15 protein-coding genes are annotated in these 17,512 nt (G+C 70.6%); 5 read left to right on the top strand and 10 right to left on the bottom strand.

Annotated features, from left to right (window positions below; genetic code table 11):
* Position 1 precedes the first annotated feature (1 nt).
* Entirely contained in the window at positions 2-1,039 is a 1,038-nt protein-coding gene (locus tag D3869_RS20275; RefSeq protein WP_137141634.1) for an ABC transporter substrate-binding protein, read from the bottom strand.
* A 132-nt stretch (positions 1,040-1,171) separates the two neighbouring features.
* Between D3869_RS20275 and D3869_RS20270 the strand changes: the two genes are divergently transcribed.
* Entirely contained in the window at positions 1,172-1,483 is a 312-nt protein-coding gene (locus tag D3869_RS20270) for a hypothetical protein (protein WP_137141633.1), read from the top strand.
* 15 nt (positions 1,484-1,498) lie between these two features.
* Here D3869_RS20270 and D3869_RS20265 read toward each other — a convergent pair whose 3' ends face one another.
* The 5 genes from D3869_RS20265 to D3869_RS20245 all read right to left on the bottom strand — a co-directional run bounded on the left by D3869_RS20265 (position 1,499) and on the right by D3869_RS20245 (position 8,439).
* On the bottom strand, positions 1,499-2,698 hold the full coding sequence (locus D3869_RS20265; protein WP_175426534.1) for a sensor histidine kinase: 1,200 nt from the start codon (positions 2,696-2,698) through the stop codon (positions 1,499-1,501).
* The gene (locus tag D3869_RS20260) at positions 2,695-5,757 is read right to left on the bottom strand and encodes a hybrid sensor histidine kinase/response regulator (RefSeq protein ID WP_247895806.1); all 3,063 of its coding nucleotides are present in this window, start codon (positions 5,755-5,757) and stop codon (positions 2,695-2,697) included. Before D3869_RS20260 ends, D3869_RS20265 begins: the two co-directional genes overlap by 4 nt.
* On the bottom strand, positions 5,757-7,277 hold the full coding sequence (locus tag D3869_RS20255; protein WP_137141630.1) for a bifunctional metallophosphatase/5'-nucleotidase: 1,521 nt from the start codon (positions 7,275-7,277) through the stop codon (positions 5,757-5,759). The genes D3869_RS20260 and D3869_RS20255 overlap by 1 nt, the downstream gene beginning before the upstream one ends.
* 145 nt (positions 7,278-7,422) lie before the next feature.
* A complete protein-coding gene (locus D3869_RS20250) occupies positions 7,423-7,749 on the bottom strand; it encodes a DUF2218 domain-containing protein (RefSeq protein WP_137141629.1) in 327 nt (108 codons plus the stop codon).
* A 54-nt stretch (positions 7,750-7,803) separates the two neighbouring features.
* Positions 7,804-8,439, bottom strand: coding sequence for a PadR family transcriptional regulator (locus D3869_RS20245; RefSeq protein ID WP_137141628.1), 636 nt, complete (start codon positions 8,437-8,439; stop codon positions 7,804-7,806).
* A 241-nt stretch (positions 8,440-8,680) separates the two neighbouring features.
* On the opposite strand from D3869_RS20245, the gene D3869_RS20240 reads away from it, so the two are divergent.
* The 4 genes from D3869_RS20240 to D3869_RS20225 are packed head-to-tail and all read left to right on the top strand — an operon-like array spanning position 8,681 to position 12,328.
* On the top strand, positions 8,681-9,610 hold the full coding sequence (locus D3869_RS20240; RefSeq protein WP_137141627.1) for a siderophore ABC transporter substrate-binding protein: 930 nt from the start codon (positions 8,681-8,683) through the stop codon (positions 9,608-9,610).
* Between the two features lie 12 nt (positions 9,611-9,622).
* Positions 9,623-10,600, top strand: a complete 978-nt coding sequence (locus D3869_RS20235; protein WP_432613426.1) for an ABC transporter permease — start codon at positions 9,623-9,625, stop codon at positions 10,598-10,600.
* A complete protein-coding gene (locus D3869_RS20230) occupies positions 10,590-11,573 on the top strand; it encodes an iron chelate uptake ABC transporter family permease subunit (protein ID WP_175426533.1) in 984 nt (327 codons plus the stop codon). Before D3869_RS20235 ends, D3869_RS20230 begins: the two co-directional genes overlap by 11 nt.
* Complete coding sequence (locus tag D3869_RS20225) at positions 11,570-12,328, top strand: iron ABC transporter ATP-binding protein (protein ID WP_137141625.1); 759 nt, start codon at positions 11,570-11,572, stop codon at positions 12,326-12,328. The genes D3869_RS20230 and D3869_RS20225 overlap by 4 nt, the downstream gene beginning before the upstream one ends.
* A gap of 159 nt (positions 12,329-12,487) precedes the next feature.
* Here the strand turns inward: D3869_RS20225 and D3869_RS20220 are convergent, their stop codons facing one another.
* The 4 genes from D3869_RS20220 to D3869_RS20205 all read right to left on the bottom strand — a co-directional run bounded on the left by D3869_RS20220 (position 12,488) and on the right by D3869_RS20205 (position 17,507).
* Complete coding sequence (locus tag D3869_RS20220; protein ID WP_137141624.1) at positions 12,488-13,576, bottom strand: alpha-hydroxy acid oxidase; 1,089 nt, start codon at positions 13,574-13,576, stop codon at positions 12,488-12,490.
* A gap of 121 nt (positions 13,577-13,697) precedes the next feature.
* Positions 13,698-14,435, bottom strand: a complete 738-nt coding sequence (locus D3869_RS20215; protein WP_247895805.1) for a tetratricopeptide repeat protein — start codon at positions 14,433-14,435, stop codon at positions 13,698-13,700.
* On the bottom strand, positions 14,435-15,121 hold the full coding sequence (locus D3869_RS20210; RefSeq protein ID WP_137141623.1) for a Fe2+-dependent dioxygenase: 687 nt from the start codon (positions 15,119-15,121) through the stop codon (positions 14,435-14,437). Before D3869_RS20210 ends, D3869_RS20215 begins: the two co-directional genes overlap by 1 nt.
* Before the next feature lie 82 nt (positions 15,122-15,203).
* Complete coding sequence (locus D3869_RS20205; protein ID WP_137141622.1) at positions 15,204-17,507, bottom strand: TonB-dependent receptor; 2,304 nt, start codon at positions 17,505-17,507, stop codon at positions 15,204-15,206.
* Positions 17,508-17,512: the final 5 nt, after the last annotated feature.

Raw genomic sequence — 17,512 nt, 5'->3', positions numbered from 1 at the left:
CTCAGCCCAGCACGTCGGCGTAGACGCGGTCGGCGAACTTCGCCGTGTCGGTGCCCGGCTTGAAGACCTGCACGCTCTTCAGCTCCTCCGCGTAGAGGGCGATCTCGCGCTTGATGTCGGCGCCCACCGGGTTGTGGTCGTGCGTCTGGCTGCTGAGCTGGGCGGCGAGGTCCTCGATGCTGCTCTTGGGCGAATATTGCTGGTAAACCTTGGCGGCCTCCACCGGGTTGGCGGCCGAGTAATGCTGCGCCTCGAAAACGGCGCGGGTCACCGCGGCGGCGGCGGCCTTGTCCTCGCGCAGCAGGCTGCCGCGCGCGCCGAGCACGCAGCAGACGCGGTTGGCGAATTCGCCCGACAGGTTGGTGGAGATCTCCACCAGATTGCCGGACTTCAGGAAATTGTAGGTCACCGGGTCCCAGTGGGCGACGGCCTGCGCCTCACCCTTGTCGACCGCGACGGCCAGCAGGTCGCCGGGGAAAACGCGCCATTCCACGTCCTTGTTCGGGTCGATCCCCTGCTTGGCGAGCTGGATGGAGAACAAATGCTTGGCCGGGCTGGACAGGTCGCTGATTGCCACCGTCTTGCCCTTCAGCCCGGCAAGGCTGGTGATCCCGCCGTTCTTGGCGGCCAGCAGGCGCATGCAGCCGCCATGCACGCCCGCGATGATGCGCACGTCGAAGCCCTGCTCCAGCGGCTTCAGCCAGCGCAGCGCCATGCCGTGGCCGATGTCCGCCTTGCCGGTGGCGAGCGCCTCCAGAAGCTGCTCCGTCGTGCCGGCGAAGTTGACGAACTCCACATCCAGCCCGTGCTTCTCGAAGAAGCCGTTGTGCTTGGCGACCGCCACCGGGGCACCGCACACCGCGCCGGTGTTCCAGGCGAGCTTCAGCGGCTTCAGCGCGGCCGGCGTCGGGGCGGCGACCAGCCGGGACGCCACGCCCGCGAAGGGCAGCGCCACCGCGCCCGCCGCCGCCGCCTTCAGCAGCCCGCGCCGCGAGGGCGCCAGCGTCGATATGCCCGAACCGTTCCGATGCGTGCTCATGGTCGTCGTCCTTCGATCGAGACGTATTCACTTATCAAAAATGTGAATACATGATTTTCATGGACTATATTCAACGGCCTTGCGTTATAATGTCAACCTATGAAGTAGAGAAACAACGCATGGAGGGCCGCCATGATCACCGCCATCGTCCGCTACCGCCTGCCCGCCGCGATCGGACGGGAAGAGTGCCGGGCGCATTTCCTGTCGATCGCGCCGGGTTTCGGCGATGTGCCGGGTCTGATCCGCAAGCAGTTCATCTGGAGCGGGAGCGGCATCGCCGGGGGCGTCTACCAGTGGGAACGGCGGGAGGACGCCCACCGCTTCTATCAGGGGCCATGGCTGGACGGCATCCGGCGGCGCTACGGCACCGATCCGGAGATCGAGTATTTCGAGACCTTCGCGGTGACCGACAATCCGGGCGGGGTGGTGCTGGTGCCGGAGTGAGGGGGCAGATTCCGCCTACAAATCCGGCGGGGTGCGGGCCGGCAGGTGCAGCGTCGCCAGGGTGCCGCCCCCGGTGCGCGAGGCGATGGTGAAGGACCCGCCCAGCCGGTCCGACGCCAGATTGTCCACGATGTTCAGCCCGAGCCCGACCGAGCCGGTGCCGCGGCGGGTGGTGAAGAAGGGCTCCAGGATGCGCCCGGCACTCCCCTCCGCGATGCCGGCGCCGTCGTCGGCGACGGACAGCAGGACCGTGTCCGGCCCCGACGCCGCGGCCCCGACCGTCACCAGCCCGTGCCGCCCCGCTGGGAAGGCGTGCTCCAGCGCGTTGCGGACAAGCTGCTCCAGGATCGCGGACAGGATCGCCGGGTTGCTGACCATGCGCAGGTCGGCGGGGCAATCCACGGCCATGCGGTGCCCCAGCGGCTCCCACTGCGGGCGCAGGCTCTCCGTCACCTGCTCCAGGAAGGGCCTCAGCGCGATGGTCTGGCGCAGCCCGCCATGGTCCGCCGCCACACCCTTGAAGCAGCGCACGATCTCGCCGGCGCGGGCGATCGTGCCGGACAGCAGGGCGGCCAGTTCCCCGGCGCTCGCCAGGAAGCGCTCCAGCTCGGCGCGGCGGAGCTGGTTGGCGGCCAGCCGCTCCGTCATCGCGGCGACCCGGTCGCCGAGGTGGGACGCGCTGCCCAGCGCCACGCCGATGGGCGTGTTGATCTCGTGGGCCACGCCGGCGACCATCTGGCGCAGCGCCGCCATCTTCTCGCGCTGGGCCTGGGCCAGCTTGCGCGTGCGCTCGCGGACCAGCGCCTCCAGATGCTCGTTCTCGTCCTTCAGGCTGCGGTTGGCCCGGCGCAGCGACAGGTGGGTGGCGACGCGGGCGCGCACGATGGCCGGGCTGAAGGGCTTCGTCACGTAATCGACGGCCCCGGTCTCCAGGCCGAACGCCTCCTCCTCCGGGCTGGACAGTGAGGTGATGAAGATCACCGGGACGTCGGCGGTGGCCGGGTCGGTCTTCAGCAGCCGGCACACCGCGTAGCCGTCCAGCCCCGGCATCATCACGTCGAGCAGCACCAGCTCCGGCGGGTCGGCGGAGGCCAGCTCCAGCGCGCGGCGGCCGGAGGTCGCGAAGCGCACCTCGTGCCGGTCCTCCAGCACGCTGGCCAGCGCGCGGATGTTGGCCGTGTCGTCATCGACGATCAGAATGTGACCACCGCTCACGGCGTCGTCTCCCGGTCCCGTTCCCTGGTCCATGCGGCGGTGAGCCGTTCCAGCGCCGCGCGGGCCGCGGCGAAATCCAACTCCTCCACAGCCCGCCCCACCTTGTCCACCGCCTCGTCATGGCCGCGCCCGGCCAGCAGGCCACGCAGGGCGGCGAAGCGGGCCGCCGCCGACAGGCTGCCGCTGCGCAGCGCCTCCTCCAGCGCGCGCAGCGCCTCTCCCAGCCCGTCAGGGTCGAGGAGCGGAACCACCGGAACGTCCGGCACCCCTTCCACGGCGATCTCCAGGCCGCGCAGCGTTTCCGCCGAAGCCAGCGCGGGACCCAGCGCGGCGGACAGGTCGGCCACAAGCGCCGGTATAGCGTCCCACCGCTCCGCGCGCGCCGCCAGTTCCAGCGCAGCGGCGGCCTCGCTCGCGGCCATCGCGCCGACCGTTCCGGCGCTGCCGCGCAGCCCATGGGCGAAGCGTTCCAGCGCCGGCCCGTCTCCCGCGCTGCGCAGATGCTCCAGCCGGACCAGGGCATCGCCGTAGCGGTCGAGGAAGTCCAGGATCGCCCGGCGCAGCGTGCGCGCCCGCCCGTTCATCCGCGCCAGCGCTGGGGCGAGGTCGAACCCCTCCAAGCTGTCGGGAAGCCCGGCCTTCGTTTCCACGGCCTCGGCGGGCGGCAGAGCTTCCCGCCGCCCGAACGGCTTCAGCCAGCGGTTCAGCACGGCGACGAGGCGGTGCGGCTCCACCGGCTTGGCGATGTGGTCGTCCATGCCCGCGTCCAGACAGCGCCGCCGCTCCTCCTCCAGGGCGTGGGCGGTCATGGCGATGATCGGCAGGCGGTCGGGACCGCACCGGCGGCGGATCGCCCGCGCCACCGCGAAGCCGTCCATGTCCGGCATCTGGACGTCGGTGAGCAGCGCGGCGTAGCCCGCCCCCGGCTCCAGCGCCAGCCGCACCGCCTCCCCGCCGCTGCCGACCGCGGTGACGGCCAGCCCGGCGTCCTCCAGCAGCTCCCGCGCGACCAGCCGGTTCACGGCGTTGTCGTCGGCGACCAGCACGCGCAGGCCGCGCAGCGGCTCGTCCACCCGCAGGCCCGCAAGCCCCGGATCGGCCAAGGCCGGATCGACCGGGACGGGCAGCGCCGCCGTGGCGCCGTCCTGCACGCCGACCGTCACCGTGAAATGGAAGGTGCTGCCCAGGCCGGGCGCGCTGTCCACGGCGATGCCGCCGCCCATCATGACGGCCAGCCGCCGGCTGATCGCCAGCCCCAGCCCGGTCCCGCCGTAGCGCCGGGTGGTCGAGCTGTCGGCCTGGGCGAAGGGCTGGAACAGGCGGGCCACCTGCTCCGCCGTCATGCCGATGCCGGTGTCGCGCACGGCGAAGCGCAGCTCTGTTTCCGTTTCCATCTCCGCTTTTTCCGCCGCCCGCGGCGCGGCGCTCACGCCGAGGACCACGCTGCCGCTCTCGGTGAACTTCACCGCGTTGTTGACGAGGTTGAGGAGCACCTGCCCCAGCCGCAGCGGGTCGCCCAGCAGGGCGGTGGGCACGTCGGGGGCGACCTCCAGCCGCAGGACGAGCCCCTTCTCCTCGGCGGAGAGGGCGGCGGTGCCGGCCACCATGTCGAGCACGGCGGAGAGGTCGAAGGGGACGCGTTCCAGCGTCAGCATGCCCGCCTCGATCTTCGAGACGTCGAGGATGTCGTTGATGATCCCCAGCAGCGCGGTGGCCGAGGCGCGGATCCGCGTCAGGTAGCCGCGCTGGCGCGGCAGCGGCCCGGCGCGCAGGGCGAGGTGGCTGAGGCCGAGGATGGCGTTCATCGGCGTGCGGATCTCGTGGCTCATGTTGGCCAGGAAATCGCCCTTGGCGCGCGACGCCTCCTCGGCGCGATGGCGGGCCTCCTCCACCTGCTGCTGGCGGCGCGCGATCTCGTCGAGGAAGTGGCGGATCGAGCGGGAGATGGTGGCGATCTCGTCGGTGCCGCCGTCGGGCAGCGGCGTCTCCCGCCCCTCCACCCGGTCGAGCACCGCGTCGTTCAGCCGGACCAGACGCAGGGTCAGGAAGCGGCGCAGATACAGATACACACCGAGCGCCACCAGGAAGCCCAGCGCCCCCAGCCCGACCAGGATGCGGTTCTGCGTCGCGGCCAGTTCCGACAGGCCGTCCGCCTCGTCCGCCGCCGCCGCGTTGATCCGTTCGAACAACGCGTGGGAGATCTTCACGACCTCCTCGACCATCACCAGCACCTGGTTGGTCAGCGCCTTGCTGCGGGCGATGGCCGCCTGCCGCTCCATCAGGCTGGGCAGCAGGCCGTTGGTGCCGAGCAGAGCCGTGTCCAGCCGCCGGTGCAGGGCGGCGAAGCGCTCCGCCTGCTCCGGCGGCAACCCGGCGTGGAGCGCCGGCAGGGCCGACAGCGCCGCCGCCGCGTCCCGCTGGGCGCGCGCGATCTCGCGCTGGAAGCGGCTGTTGCCGGCGTGGGTGCTTTCGTTGAGCACGCGGTTGACGGTGTTGGTCCAGGCGGTCAGCGGCCCCAGCCGGTCCGGCGGCAGCGTCGGCAGCACGGCGGCGACCAGCGCGCCGGCCTCCGCCGACAGGCGGCGGGTCTCGTCCAGCGCGTCGTCGCTGCGCGCCGCCGCGTCGATGCGCTCGGCGACCAGCCGGTCGAGGTCCGCCAGCGTCGGGACGAGCGTCCCCAGCACGCCGGCCAGCGTGGCGCCGCCCTCGATGTCGGACAGCGCCTGGGCCGACCGGGTGACGGCGGTCAGGTTGGCCGTCAGCTCGGCCAGGGTGACCCGCCGCTCGGGGTGGCTGGTCGCCCCGCCCAGCCGGGTCGCCTGCGACAGCACCTGCTGCAGGCCGCCGTTCAGCACCGCCCCGGTGGTGATGCGCGGCAGCGCCCCGTTGGACAGGCCCGAGAGGGCGTGCCGGAACTGCGCCAAGTCGTAGAGCGCCGCACCCGACACGCCGAGCAGCACGCTCACCATGACCAGCAGGCCCAGCCCGACGCGCCGCCCGACGCCGCCCCGGAAGGGCGCACGCGGGACCGGCGCGGTCGAGGCGGGCTCCGTCGTCATCAACGCTCGGTGATGCGGCCGTCGATGCGGGGCGACACCGTCCCGCGGTCGGTCAGGTGCTGGGCCATGATCTCCCACAGCAGCTTGCCGCCGGCCCCGGGAGAGGAGGGGGAGGCACCCGGCGATTTCAGCATGCCGTAGCCGTCGCCGCCCTGGGCGAGATAGTTGGGCAGGGCCACCGAATAGCGGACGTCCGGGTCGAGCGGCTTGCCGCCCACCGTGACGGAGACGACGCGGCTGCCCGCCGGCTGCTTCAGGTCGTAGACCACCGCCATGTTGGACGGGTGGAGGAAGCTGCCCTTCTGGTTGTCCACCCCGGCGGCGCTGACCTCCAGCGCCTCGCGCAGGGCCTTGCCGGGCAGGGTCACGGCGATGATGGTGTCGCGGAAGGGCAGCTCGCGCTGGATGTCGCGGCGGGTCAGCACCGTCCCCGCCTCGTACTGGCGGTTGCCGCGGATGTTGCCGCCGTTGATGAAGGCCGCGTCGGTGTTGAAATGGCCGCGCATGGCGTCGGCGACCAGCGAGGCGAAGGCGTTCTCGCCGGTGCGCACGGCGGCGCGGCGGGTGTCGAGCGGGGTCGCCGTCGTCCCGATGTTGATGTCCAGCAGTTCCGACAGCCGGGCCAGATAGACGCCGACCCGCTTTTCCATCGCCGGGTCCGGCGGCAGCCCGGCGAGCGGCACGATGTCGGCGCCGGCCAGCGCGGGCGGTGCCTTGCCGTCGCCGTCCAGCCGCAGGACGAAGGCCGATCCCTTCACGTTGACATGGACGCCGAAGAGCTTGCCCTTATCGGCCTCCAGCACGTCCTTGCCGGTGGCGGAGAGCTGGAGCAGCGCGTCGATGGCGGACTCGCCGCGCAGCGCCTCCACCGCCTCCGGGGAATTGTCCAGGATGGCGACCACATACTCCGCCCCCTGGGCGCGGAGCGCGCGGGCCTCCGCCGCGATCGTCGCGGGCGGACGCACCTCGATGTCCGGCACGATGTACTGGACGGTCAGTTCCGGCGAGACCGCCGAGACCACGCCGATCTTCCCCACCGGCGTGTCGAGCAGCACCGACGGTTCCAGCCCCTCCATCACCTTGCCGGTGTTGCGGTCGATGGTGGTGGCGCTGACGAAGGGGAAGCGCGCCTCGTAGCTACGCAGCGTCAGCTCGTCCTTGCCGAAGCCGAGGTCGCGCTTGGTCACCGCCATCATGTCGGGCTGAAGCTCGTTCAGCAGGTCGATCATGTGGGCACCGCGGTCGAAGGTGGACAGGACGCCCGCGGTCAGTGACGCGCCACCGTGCAGGAACAGCGTGTTGCCCTCCGCCCGCTTGGTGCGCAGCAGCGTGGCGAGGTTGGCGAGGCCGCCCTCGCCCTCCACCGGTTCGATGTCAGCCATCGTCGAGGTGAAGACGATCGACAGCTCCGCCGCCGACACGGCCGGCGCGAAGGCGCCGAGCGCCGCGACGGCGCAGGCGGCCGCAACGGCCCGCCAGCCGGAAAAACGCCCCGTCTCCCCATTGCCGCGCTTCGGCATGGTTACCCCCTCCTGCCATCCCTGTTCCTTCAGGATGGTTCTTCCCGTATTCGGGCGGGGGAGTTCAAGGCATATCCATACATGCCGGGGAACATTCCGGTGACAAAATCCCCTGCCGCAACAAGGACAAAGGGGAATGTCCGGATCAGACCGGCTCGTCCTGCCAGGGGTAGGACAGCGGAACCTCGCGGAAGGCGAAGCGGTCGAGGTGGCGTTCCAGCGCTCCCTTGAGGGCGGCCAGATGCTCGGCGGAGCTGGCGTCCAGCCGGCAGTCCAGCGCGTCCGGCCGGGCCTGGAGCGTCAGGGTGGCGTCGCCCGGCCAATCGGCGCCGCGGGCGTTGTGCGGGAAGACGACGCTCCCCGCCTCCGGCGTGTACTCCACCGTCAGATTGTGCGCCCAGTGCTTGCAGAGCTGCTGGAGGTAGCGGCTGCCGTTCGGGGTCGGGACGCGGACGCTGCTGGCGTGTCTCATGATGATCCTTCTGTCTGGTGCCGGTGATTCAGGCCAGTGATTCAGGCCGGTGATTTAGGGAAGACGTTCGATGCGCTGAGCCGCCTCGTCGATGATCGAGACGGCGGCGTGCACCGTGTCGGCATCGACGCCTTCGCGCCCCAGCCGGTGCATCAGCACGGCGCGCAGATTCTCCATGGCGCGGCGGATCGGGGCGCCGTCGGTGTGGGCGCGCCGGGTCGCCAGGGCGGCGAGGCGGGCGAACAGGGCCTCGACGGTGGCCGCGTCCTGGGCAAGCTGGGCGGTGCCCTCCGGGGTCACGGCGAAGGGCTTGCGCGCGCCGTCGGCATCGGCCTTGGCGATGTGGCCCATCTCCTCCAGCAGCGACAGGGTCGGGTAGATCACGCCGGGGCTGGGGACATAGCCGCCGCCGGTCAGTTCCTCGACGGCGCGGATCAGGTCGTAGCCGTGCCGCGGCTCGTCGGCGATCAGCCTCAGCAGGACCAGCCGCAGTTCCGACGCCTCGAAGACGCCGCGTCGCCCGCCGCGCCCGCCGCGCCGCTCGTGATGCTCATGGCCCCAACCGCCCTCCGCCGCGTGACGGCCACCGCCATGGGGGCCGCCATGGGGGCCGCCATGGGGTCCATCGCCGTGCGGGCCGGGATGATGGCGGCGCGTCCGGCCGCAGAATGGATGCGGGAAAAACCTCATGACAGAGGCTCCTCTGTGTTTCGATAGGTTCAAGATATATCGTGACATGTCGAACCACAAGACCCCGAGACGCTTTTTTCCTATTCCGCCCCGGGAGAGGGAAAGCATGAATCCTCAGCTAAGCCCGGCAAGCATACTGCGAATGCGAGCAATTCGCATTGACGATCCGCAGCATTCCGGACCACAGTGCGCCCGCCCTTCCGGCATAGGCCGTCCCGGCAAAGTTGAAGGAGATTCAAGGATGAAGCTGACCCGACGCCACGCCCTCGCCATGACCGCCGCCGTGGTCGGCCTCGCCGCCCTGGCGCCCGGTGCGGGCTATGCCCAGGGCATGACGGTGCGGCACGCGCAGGGCGAGACCCGGCTTCCCGCCAAGCTCGACCCCGTCCTGGTCTTCGACATGACCTCGCTGGACACGCTGGACGCGCTGGGCGTCGCGATCGCCGGCGTGCCCACGGGGCTGAAGCCGCCGCACCTCGCCAAGTATGACGGGCCGTCCTACGCGAAGATCGGCACCATGTTCGAGCCCGACTACGAGGCGGTGAACGCCGCCGAGCCCGGCCTGATCATCGCCGGCGGCCGGTCGGCCCCGAAATACGCCGAGCTGTCGCGCATCGCGCCGACGCTCGACATGACGACCGACCAGACCGACTTCCTGGCCAGCTCCATCGCCAACGCCGAGACGCTGGGCCGCATCTTCGGCAAGACCGCCGAGGTCAAGCAGAAGCTGGACCGGCTGCGCGCCTCCATCGCCGAGCTGAAGGCGGTGGCGGGCAATGCCGGGAAGGGCCTGCTGGTCCTGACCACCGGCGGCAAGATGAGCGCCTACGGGCCGGGATCGCGCTTCGGCATCCTGCACTCGGAGTTCGGCATCCAGCCGGCCGCCCCCGGCCTGAAGGTCGCCAACCACGGGCAGGCCATCTCCTTCGAATTCATCCTGGAGACCAACCCGGACTGGCTGTTCGTGATCGACCGCGACGCCGCCATCGGGCAGGACGGCAAGCCGGCCCGGCAGTTCCTCGACAACGACATCGTCCGCCGCACCACCGCCTGGCAGAAGAATCAGGTCGTCTATCTGAACGGCGGCAACTGGTACATCGTCGGCGGCGGGCTGTCGGCGCTCCAGCAGGATGTGGACGATCTCCTGGCGGCGCTGTCTAAGAAGTCCTGACCCGTGAAGACCCTGCCAATCGCCACACTCCCGCTGGCGACCGTGGGCATCGGCCTGCTGGCCGTCTGGAGCCTGTTCGTCGGCGTCAGCGACGTCAGCCTCGCGACGCTGTTCGGCGGCGCTCCGGGTGGCGCCCCGGACCAGGCCACGCAGGTCCTGCTGGTCAGCCGGCTGCCCCGGACGCTGGCACTGATCCTGGCCGGCGCGGCCATGGCGGTGTCGGGCCTGCTCCTCCAGATGCTGGTGCGCAACCGCTTCGTCGAGCCCTCCACCGCCGGGACCGCGGAATCGGCCATCTTCGGCATGATGATGGTCTCGCTGCTGGCGCCGGAGATGCCGGTGTTCGGGCGCATGGCCGTCGCCAGCCTGTGCGCGCTGGCCGGGACGGGGCTGTTCCTGGCGATCCTGCGGCAGGTGCCGCTGCGCTCGCCGCTGGTGGTGCCGCTGGTCGGCATCATGCTGGGCGGGGTCATCACGGCGATGACCGAGTTCGTCGCCTATCGCCAGGACCTGATCCAATCGGTGCGCGGTTGGGAGACGGGGGACTTCTCGGCCATCCTGCTCGGCCGCTACGAGCTGCTGTGGCTGAGCGCCGCCCTGACCGGCGTCGCCTATCTGGCGGCCGACCGCTTCACGGTGGCCGGGATGGGGCGGGACGTCGCCACCAACCTGGGCATCGACCACCGCAAGGTGATGGCGCTGGGGCTGGTCATCGTGTCGATGACCACCGCGGCGGTGATCGCGACCTGCGGCATGATCCCCTTCCTGGGGCTGATCGTTCCCAACGTCGTCAGCCTCGTCCGCGGCGACAACATGCGCGGGTCCCTGCCCTGGGTCGCGGTGATGGGGGCCGGGCTGGTGCTGGCCTGCGACATCGCCGGGCGGCTGGTGATCCATCCCTACGAGATTCCGATCGGGACGATGATGGGGGTGATCGGCAGCGCCCTGTTCCTCTATCTCCTGCTGCGGAGGAACGGCCATGCCGGCTGACCGCCGCATCCTCTCGCCGATGGTCGTCCTGGGCGGCCTGTCGGCGCTGACCCTGCTGTCCATCACGCTGTTCATGACGCTGGGCGCGCGCGGCAAGTGGGACTTCATCCTGGCCTTCCGCGGCACCAAGATCGCCGCGATGGTGCTGGTCGGCTACGCCGTCGCGGTGTCGACCGTCCTGTTCCAGACGATCACCAACAACCGCATCCTCACCCCCTCGGTGATGGGCTTCGACCATCTCTACCGGATGATCCAGACGCTGCTGGTCTTCCAGTTCGGCAGCGGGCTGGTGGCGTCGCTCGACCCGCGGCTGCGCTTCGGGGTGGAGGTGGCGTCGATGGTCGTCTTCTCCGGCCTGCTCTACTGGTGGCTGTTCAACGGGGCGGGGCGCGGCGACAACCGGCGCAGCCTGCATCTGCTGCTCCTCGTCGGCATCGTCTTCGGCGTGCTGTTCCGCAGCCTGACCAGCTTCCTTCAGCGCATTCTCGACCCCAACGCGTTCCTGACGGTGCAGGACCGGCTGTTCGCCAACTTCAACCGGGTGGACGTCGAGCTGCTGACGGTGTCGGCGCTGGTCGTGCTGGCGGTGTCGCTGGTCGGCTGGCGGTGGCGGCGCACCTTCGACGTGCTGGCGCTGGGGCGCGACGCCGCGATCAACCTCGGCGTGGAGCACCGGCGCGCGGTGATGGCGGTGCTGGTGATGGTGTCCATCCTGGTGTCGGTGTCCACGGCGCTGGTCGGGCCGATCACCTTCTTCGGGCTGCTGGTCGCCAACCTCGCCTATCTGGTGGTCCGCTCGCACCGGCACGCGCTGATCCTGCCCGCCGCGGTGCTCCTCGCCGTGCTGACGCTGGTCACCGGCCAGCTCGTGCTGGAGCGGGTGTTCGGCTACAACGCCGCGCTCAGCATCGTCATCGAGTTCGTGGGCGGTCTCGCCTTCCTCTTCATCCTGGTGCGGGGTTCGGCCCGATGATCGACGTCAAGAACATCACGAAGCGTTACAACGGCACCGTCGTCGTCGACGGGGTGTCCCTGTCCCTGCCGGCGGGCGGGGTGATCTCGCTGATCGGGGCGAACGGGGCGGGCAAGTCGACGCTGCTGTCGATCATCAGCCGCCTGCTGCCGATGTCCTCGGGCACGGTGGCGATCGACGGGCTGGACGTGACCACCACGCCGGGCGAGGTGCTGGCCCGCCGCCTGTCCATCCTGCGCCAGGACAACCAGATCATGTCCCGCCTGACGGTGGAGGACCTCGTCGCCTTCGGCCGCTACCCGCACAGCAAGGGCCGCCTGACCGACGCCGACCGCGTGCACATCCGCAACGCGCTGCGCTATCTGGACCTGGAGCCGCTGGCCGGCCGCTTCCTGGACGAGCTGTCGGGCGGCCAGCGCCAGCGCGCCTTCATCGCCATGGTGCTGTGCCAGGACACCGAATACATCCTGCTCGACGAGCCGCTGAACAACCTCGACGTCAAGCACGCCGTGGCGATGATGAAGCTCTTCCGCCGCACCGCCGACGAGTTCGGCAAGACCATCGTTCTGGTGCTGCACGACATCAACTTCGCCTCCTGCTACTCCGACCGCATCGTCGCGATGCGCGACGGCCGGGTGGTGCACCAGGGGCCGCCGGAGGTGATCATCACGCCCGAGGTGATCCGCGACGTCTACGGCGTCGAGGCGCAGGTGATGGAGAACGCCGGCCAGCGCATCGCGCTGTATTACCAGTAAAGACCACCAATTCCCCTCTCCCGCCCCGGGAGAGGGTGGCCCAGAGGGCCGGGTGAGGGTCGCACGAGGATCAAGGCCCTGATCCTTGCCGGAACCCTCACCCTTCCCGCCCTCCGCGCGGGTCCCTTCCCTCTCCCGGGACAGGAGAGGGAAATCCGATCAGCGATGCGGCGGGTCGAAGATCACCGAACGGTCGATGTCGGCCAGCCGCGCCCGTCCGCTCAACGCCATGGCGACCTCCAGCTCGGTCTGCAGGATGGTCAGCATGTGGGCCACCCCCGCCATGCCGCCGACCGCCAGGGCGTGCAGCACCGGCTGGCCCACCATCACCGCATCGGCGCCCAGCGCCAGCGCCTTCAAAATATCGGTGCCGCGCCGGATGCCGCCGTCCGCCAGGATCGGCAGGCGGCCCGCCGCGCGGGCGGCGACCAGCGGCAGCACCTCCGCCACCGCGGGCAGCGTGTCGAGCGTCCGCCCGCCATGGTTCGACACGATGATCCCCGCCGCCCCGGCCTCGATGGCGGGATCCACGTCGTCGGGGTTCATGATCCCCTTCAGCAGCACCGGCAGGTGCGTCTGGGCGCACAGCCAGCGCACCGTGTCCCAGGTGGCGGCGGCGTGCAGCATGCCCTGGAAGACCGGGCTGCCGGGCCGGGCTGGGGTGAAGCTGTCCGGCGCCAGACCGGCCAGATTGACCGGGGCGACGCCGTCCGGCAGACGGAAGCCGGCGCGCTGCTCGATGTTGCGCAGGCCGCTGACCGGCGCGTCCACCGTCAGCACCAGCGCGCGGTAGCCCGCGGCCTCCGCCCGCCGCACCAGGGCCAGCGTGTCCTCCGGGCGCGGCTGGGTGTAGAGCTGGAACCACAGCGGCCCGCCGGCCGCCGCCGCGACCTCCTCCAGCGTCACGCTGGCCTGGGTGCTGACAGTCATCCAGGTGCCGGTGAGGCTCGCCGCCTGCGCGGTCGCCCGCTCCCCGTCGCGGTGGACCAGACGGTGGAAGGCCATCGGCGCGATCAGGATGGGATAGGGCATCGCCTGCCCGAACAGGGTCGTGGCGGCGCTGGCCTGCGACAGGTCGCGCAACGCCCGCGGCATCAGGCGCATCCGGTCGTAGGCGTCGCGGTTGGCCTGCCGGGTGATGCCGTCCGCCCCGGTCCCCGCGATGTAGGCGCGGGTCGCCGCATCGACGCGGGCGGTGAAGTGGCGCTCGTAGTCGTAGAGCGAGACGGTGTCGGCGGGAACGCTCATCGCGGGTGTCCTTCAAACGCATGTGCCGCCAAGCCCCTCTCCCGTCACGGGAGAGGGTGCCCGCGAAGCGGGCGGGTGAGGGTAAAGCCGAGTATCAAAGAGCCGATCCTTGGCTGTACCCTCACCCTTCCCGCGCTTCGCGCGGGCCCCTTCCCTCTCCCGGGACGGGAGAGGGACAGCTGCCCTCAGCCAACTCGCGCGCCCGCCGCGCCAGAGCGCGCAGACGCGGGTCGGGCTGGTCCGCCAGGGCGGCGGCCATGCCGCGGTAAAAGTCGGGGAAGCCGGTTTCCAGCGCCCGCGCGAACCACGCCAGCGCCTTCTCCGTGCGGCCGTCCTGGAGCAGCAGGCGGGCGTGGTTGAAGCGGCCCCAGCAGTCCCCGCTCTCCGCGGCGGCCTGAAAGAGCTGGCGGGCGCCCGCCCCGTCCTCCGCCACCGCACGCCCGGTCTCATGGAACAGGCCCAGCATGTTCAGCGCCTTCACGTTGCCCTGGCGGGCCGCGGCGGCGTAGAGCCGGTAAGCTTCGGCGTCGTCCGCCGGAACGCCCACGCCGCGGCAATGCAGGTCGGCCAGATTGAACAGCGCCCAGGCATCGCCCAGCTCGGCGGCGCGGCGGTAATAGGCAGCGGCCTGGACGGGATCGGCGGGCACGCCCCAGCCGTGCTCGTGGCAGCGGCCCAGCATGTTGACGGCGCGGGCGTCGCCGCTGCGCGCGGCGATGCGGAACCACTCCACCGCCTGCGCCCGCTCGGCCCCGCCGCGGTCGAGGCATTGCTGCCCCAGAGCGAGCTGCACGTCGATGATGCCCAACCCGTCCGTCGACCGGGCGGCGGCTACGCCGTCCCCCATGGCTTGGGCCATCACACCTCCGCCCAGCGCCGCAGCAGGTTGTGGTAGTGGTTCACCAGGGCCAGCACGGACGGGTGCTGGTCGCCCAGCTCCCGGCGCAGGTCGATGATCGCGACGTCGAGGTCGTAGAGCATCGCCCGCAGTCCGTCGTCCTTGACCAGCGACTGCGTGAAGAAGAAGGAGGCCCAGCGCGAGCCGCGCGTCACCGGGGTCACCCGGTGCAGGCTGCTGGACGGATAGACCACCGCGTGCCCCGCCGGCAGCTTCACGCCCTTGGTGCCGTAGGTGTCCTCGACGATCAGATCGCCGCCGTCATACTCGCCGGGATCGCTGAGGAAGATCGTGGTGGAGACGTCGGCCCGCATGCGCATGCCGCCGGTGCCCGGAATGGCCCGGATGGCGTTGTCCACATGGTTGCCGTAGGTCATGTCCAGGTCGTAGCGGTTGAACATGGGCGGCAGGACGCGCAGCGGCAGCGCCGCGGAATTGAAGGCCGGGTTGCGGCCCAGCGCCTTCAGGATGACCACACCCAACTCGCGGGCGGTGTCGCTCTCCTCCGGGATCTGCAGGTTGTTCTTGGCCAGCACCGCCTGGGAGCCCGCGGTGACGCGGCCATCGACCCAGGGCGACGCCTCCAGCACCGCGCGGCAGTGGGCGACCTCGTCGGCGGTCAGAACGTCGGGAATTTGCAGAAGCACGGGGAGGAATCCTTTTGCAGAAGAAGAAGGCCGGACCGGCCCCCGGCGGATGGTCCGGGAGCGCGGTCCGGCCTGGCCGGAATCAGAAGGTGACGCCGGCGGTCAGCATGAAGGTGCGGCCCGAAGCCGGCACCGCGCGCGAGGCGTTGAAGGCCGAGGCGTAGTTGCGGTGGTCGGTCAGGTTGTACGCGTTGAGCGCCAGGGACAGGTTGTTGATCTCGTAGGACACCACGCTGTCCAGCGAAACCGTCTCCGGCACGCGGCCGGTGTTGGCGCTGTCGGCCCAGTATTCCGAGGCGTACTGGATGCCGCCGCCGACCATGACCTTGCCGGGCACGACGCCGGGGGCGAACTCGTAGGTCGACCACAGGCTGGCGTTGTGCTTCGGCACGTTCGGGGCCTCGTTGCCGACGACCGCGGCGTTGGTCCGCGACTCCTTGATCTCGCCGTCGAGGTAGGCGTAGCTGGCGTAGACGCTCCAGCCCTCGACCACCTTGCCGCTCACCCCGGCCTCGAAGCCGCGGATGCGGGTGCCCAGGCCGGCCTCGGAGAAGCCGTCGGTGACCGTGCCGGTGGCCGGGTCGACCGAGTAGGTGTTGCTCTTCTCGATCTGGAACAGGGCGCCGTTCAGACCCAGCCGCCCGCCGAGGAAGTCGGCCTTGCCGCCGATCTCGTAGAGGTCGGTCTTCTCCGGATCGAAGTCACGCCCGTTGCGCGGGGTCTCCGCCGTGCCGTTGGTGAGCTGCGCGGCGATGTCCACGCCGATCGGCTTGTTGGAACGCGCGTAGGAGAAGTAGAGCGACGCGTCCTTGGTCGGCTCGTAGATCAGGCTGGCCGACGGGCTGAGCGTGCGGGTGCTGGCGCTGCCGCCCGCCACCGTCGGGTCAGAGGCGCGGAAGGTGCTGCGGAAATAATCCCAGCGCAGGCCGCCCTGCACGGAAAGCTGGTCGAACAGCCACACCCGGTCGGTGACGAACAGGCCGGTGTTGGCGACGCTCGATTCACGCACGCCGGTCGCCGGGTAGGTGAGGAAGGCGTTGGCCGGGTAGTTGTGGCTGGGGTTGCGGATGGTCTGGGTGTTGGTGCGGTTGACCCAGGTGCCGCCGCGCCGCTCGTCCTTCTGGTAGCTGAGGTCCAGCCCGCCGTTGACCTTGTGGTAGAGGCCGAGGAAGGTGCCCTCCGCCTTGGCGCCCGCGACGTTCTGGACGCCCCAGCCCTTCTGCTTGAAGGCCAGGCCGCCGCCGGCGCCGTAGGCGATCACCGGGTTGCCGCCGTTCAGGAAGAGCGTGCTGTTGGCCGCGGTCAGCGCCGCCGGGGCCGTGGAGACGAAATCGCGCTCGTAATGGCTGTAGCGGCTGTCGTTGTAGAAGGACAGGGTCTTGCTGACCTCGTGGGCCAGGGTCGAGGTCACGACGTGGTTGTGGGTGTCGTCGCGGTCCTTGTCGCGGACGTAGGACGTGGAACGGTCGAGGCCGAACTCGGGCGCCGGGCGGAACGTGCCGTCGCGGCCGCGGATCATGGGCACGCCCATGTCCGGGATCTTGTCGCCGTCGAGGTAGGAGTAGTTCAGGTGCCAGGTCGTCGGGGTGCCCAGCCCGACGCCGAGGTCGGCGGCGATGCCCTTGCGCTTGGCCTCGACCTCGTCGCGGTCGGCGACGTCCTGGTCGTGGTACAGGCCGTTGATGCGCAGCGCCGTCGTCTCGTTGATCGGCTGGTTCACGTCCACCGTGGTGCGGTAGGTGGGGCCGGAGCCGACCGACTGCTCGACCTTGTAGCGCTTGTCCAGCCCGGCCTTCTTGGTGCCCTGGTTGATGACGCCGCCGGAATTGCCGACGCCGAAGCCGTTGCCCGACGGCCCCTTGAAGACCTGCACCGTCTCGGTGTTGAAGACGTCGTGGGTGTAGACGCCGAAGTCCTTCAGGCCGTCGGTGTAGATGTCGCCGCGGGCGGTCAGGCCGCGGATGCGGAACTGGTCGCCGTTCTGGCCGCCGTTGCCCTCGCCGGTCGAGATGGTGATGCCGGGGACGTTGCGCAGAACCTGCTCCAGCGTCGTGGCGCGCTGCTGCTCGATGATCTCTTCCGGAACGACGTTGACGACGCGGGGCGTGTCCTTGACGGTGTCGGGCAGGCGGGAGATGCCGGTGGGCTTGGCGTTCACGTTCCCGGTGTCGGCCGGACGGTCGGCGCCGACCCGCACCGGGTCGAGAACGGTGGCGGCGCCGGCCGCGGTGCCCGGCGCGGTCCCCGCGCCAGACCCGGCCCCCGTTCCGGCCGTCTGAGCCTCGGCCACCGTCGCCAGGGTGGAGAAGGACATCGCCAGCCCCGCCGTCGCGGCGGCGCCGGCGATGATGGGTCGGAGGCGGTCGGGGACATTCGATTGCAACATGAGGC

This window comes from Azospirillum brasilense, from assembly GCF_005222205.1.
In the GTDB taxonomy this organism is placed as follows: domain Bacteria; phylum Pseudomonadota; class Alphaproteobacteria; order Azospirillales; family Azospirillaceae; genus Azospirillum; species Azospirillum brasilense_G.
The sequence above is the reverse complement of the archived record's forward strand: the minus strand, read 5'-3'. Positions and strand labels throughout refer to the sequence as shown.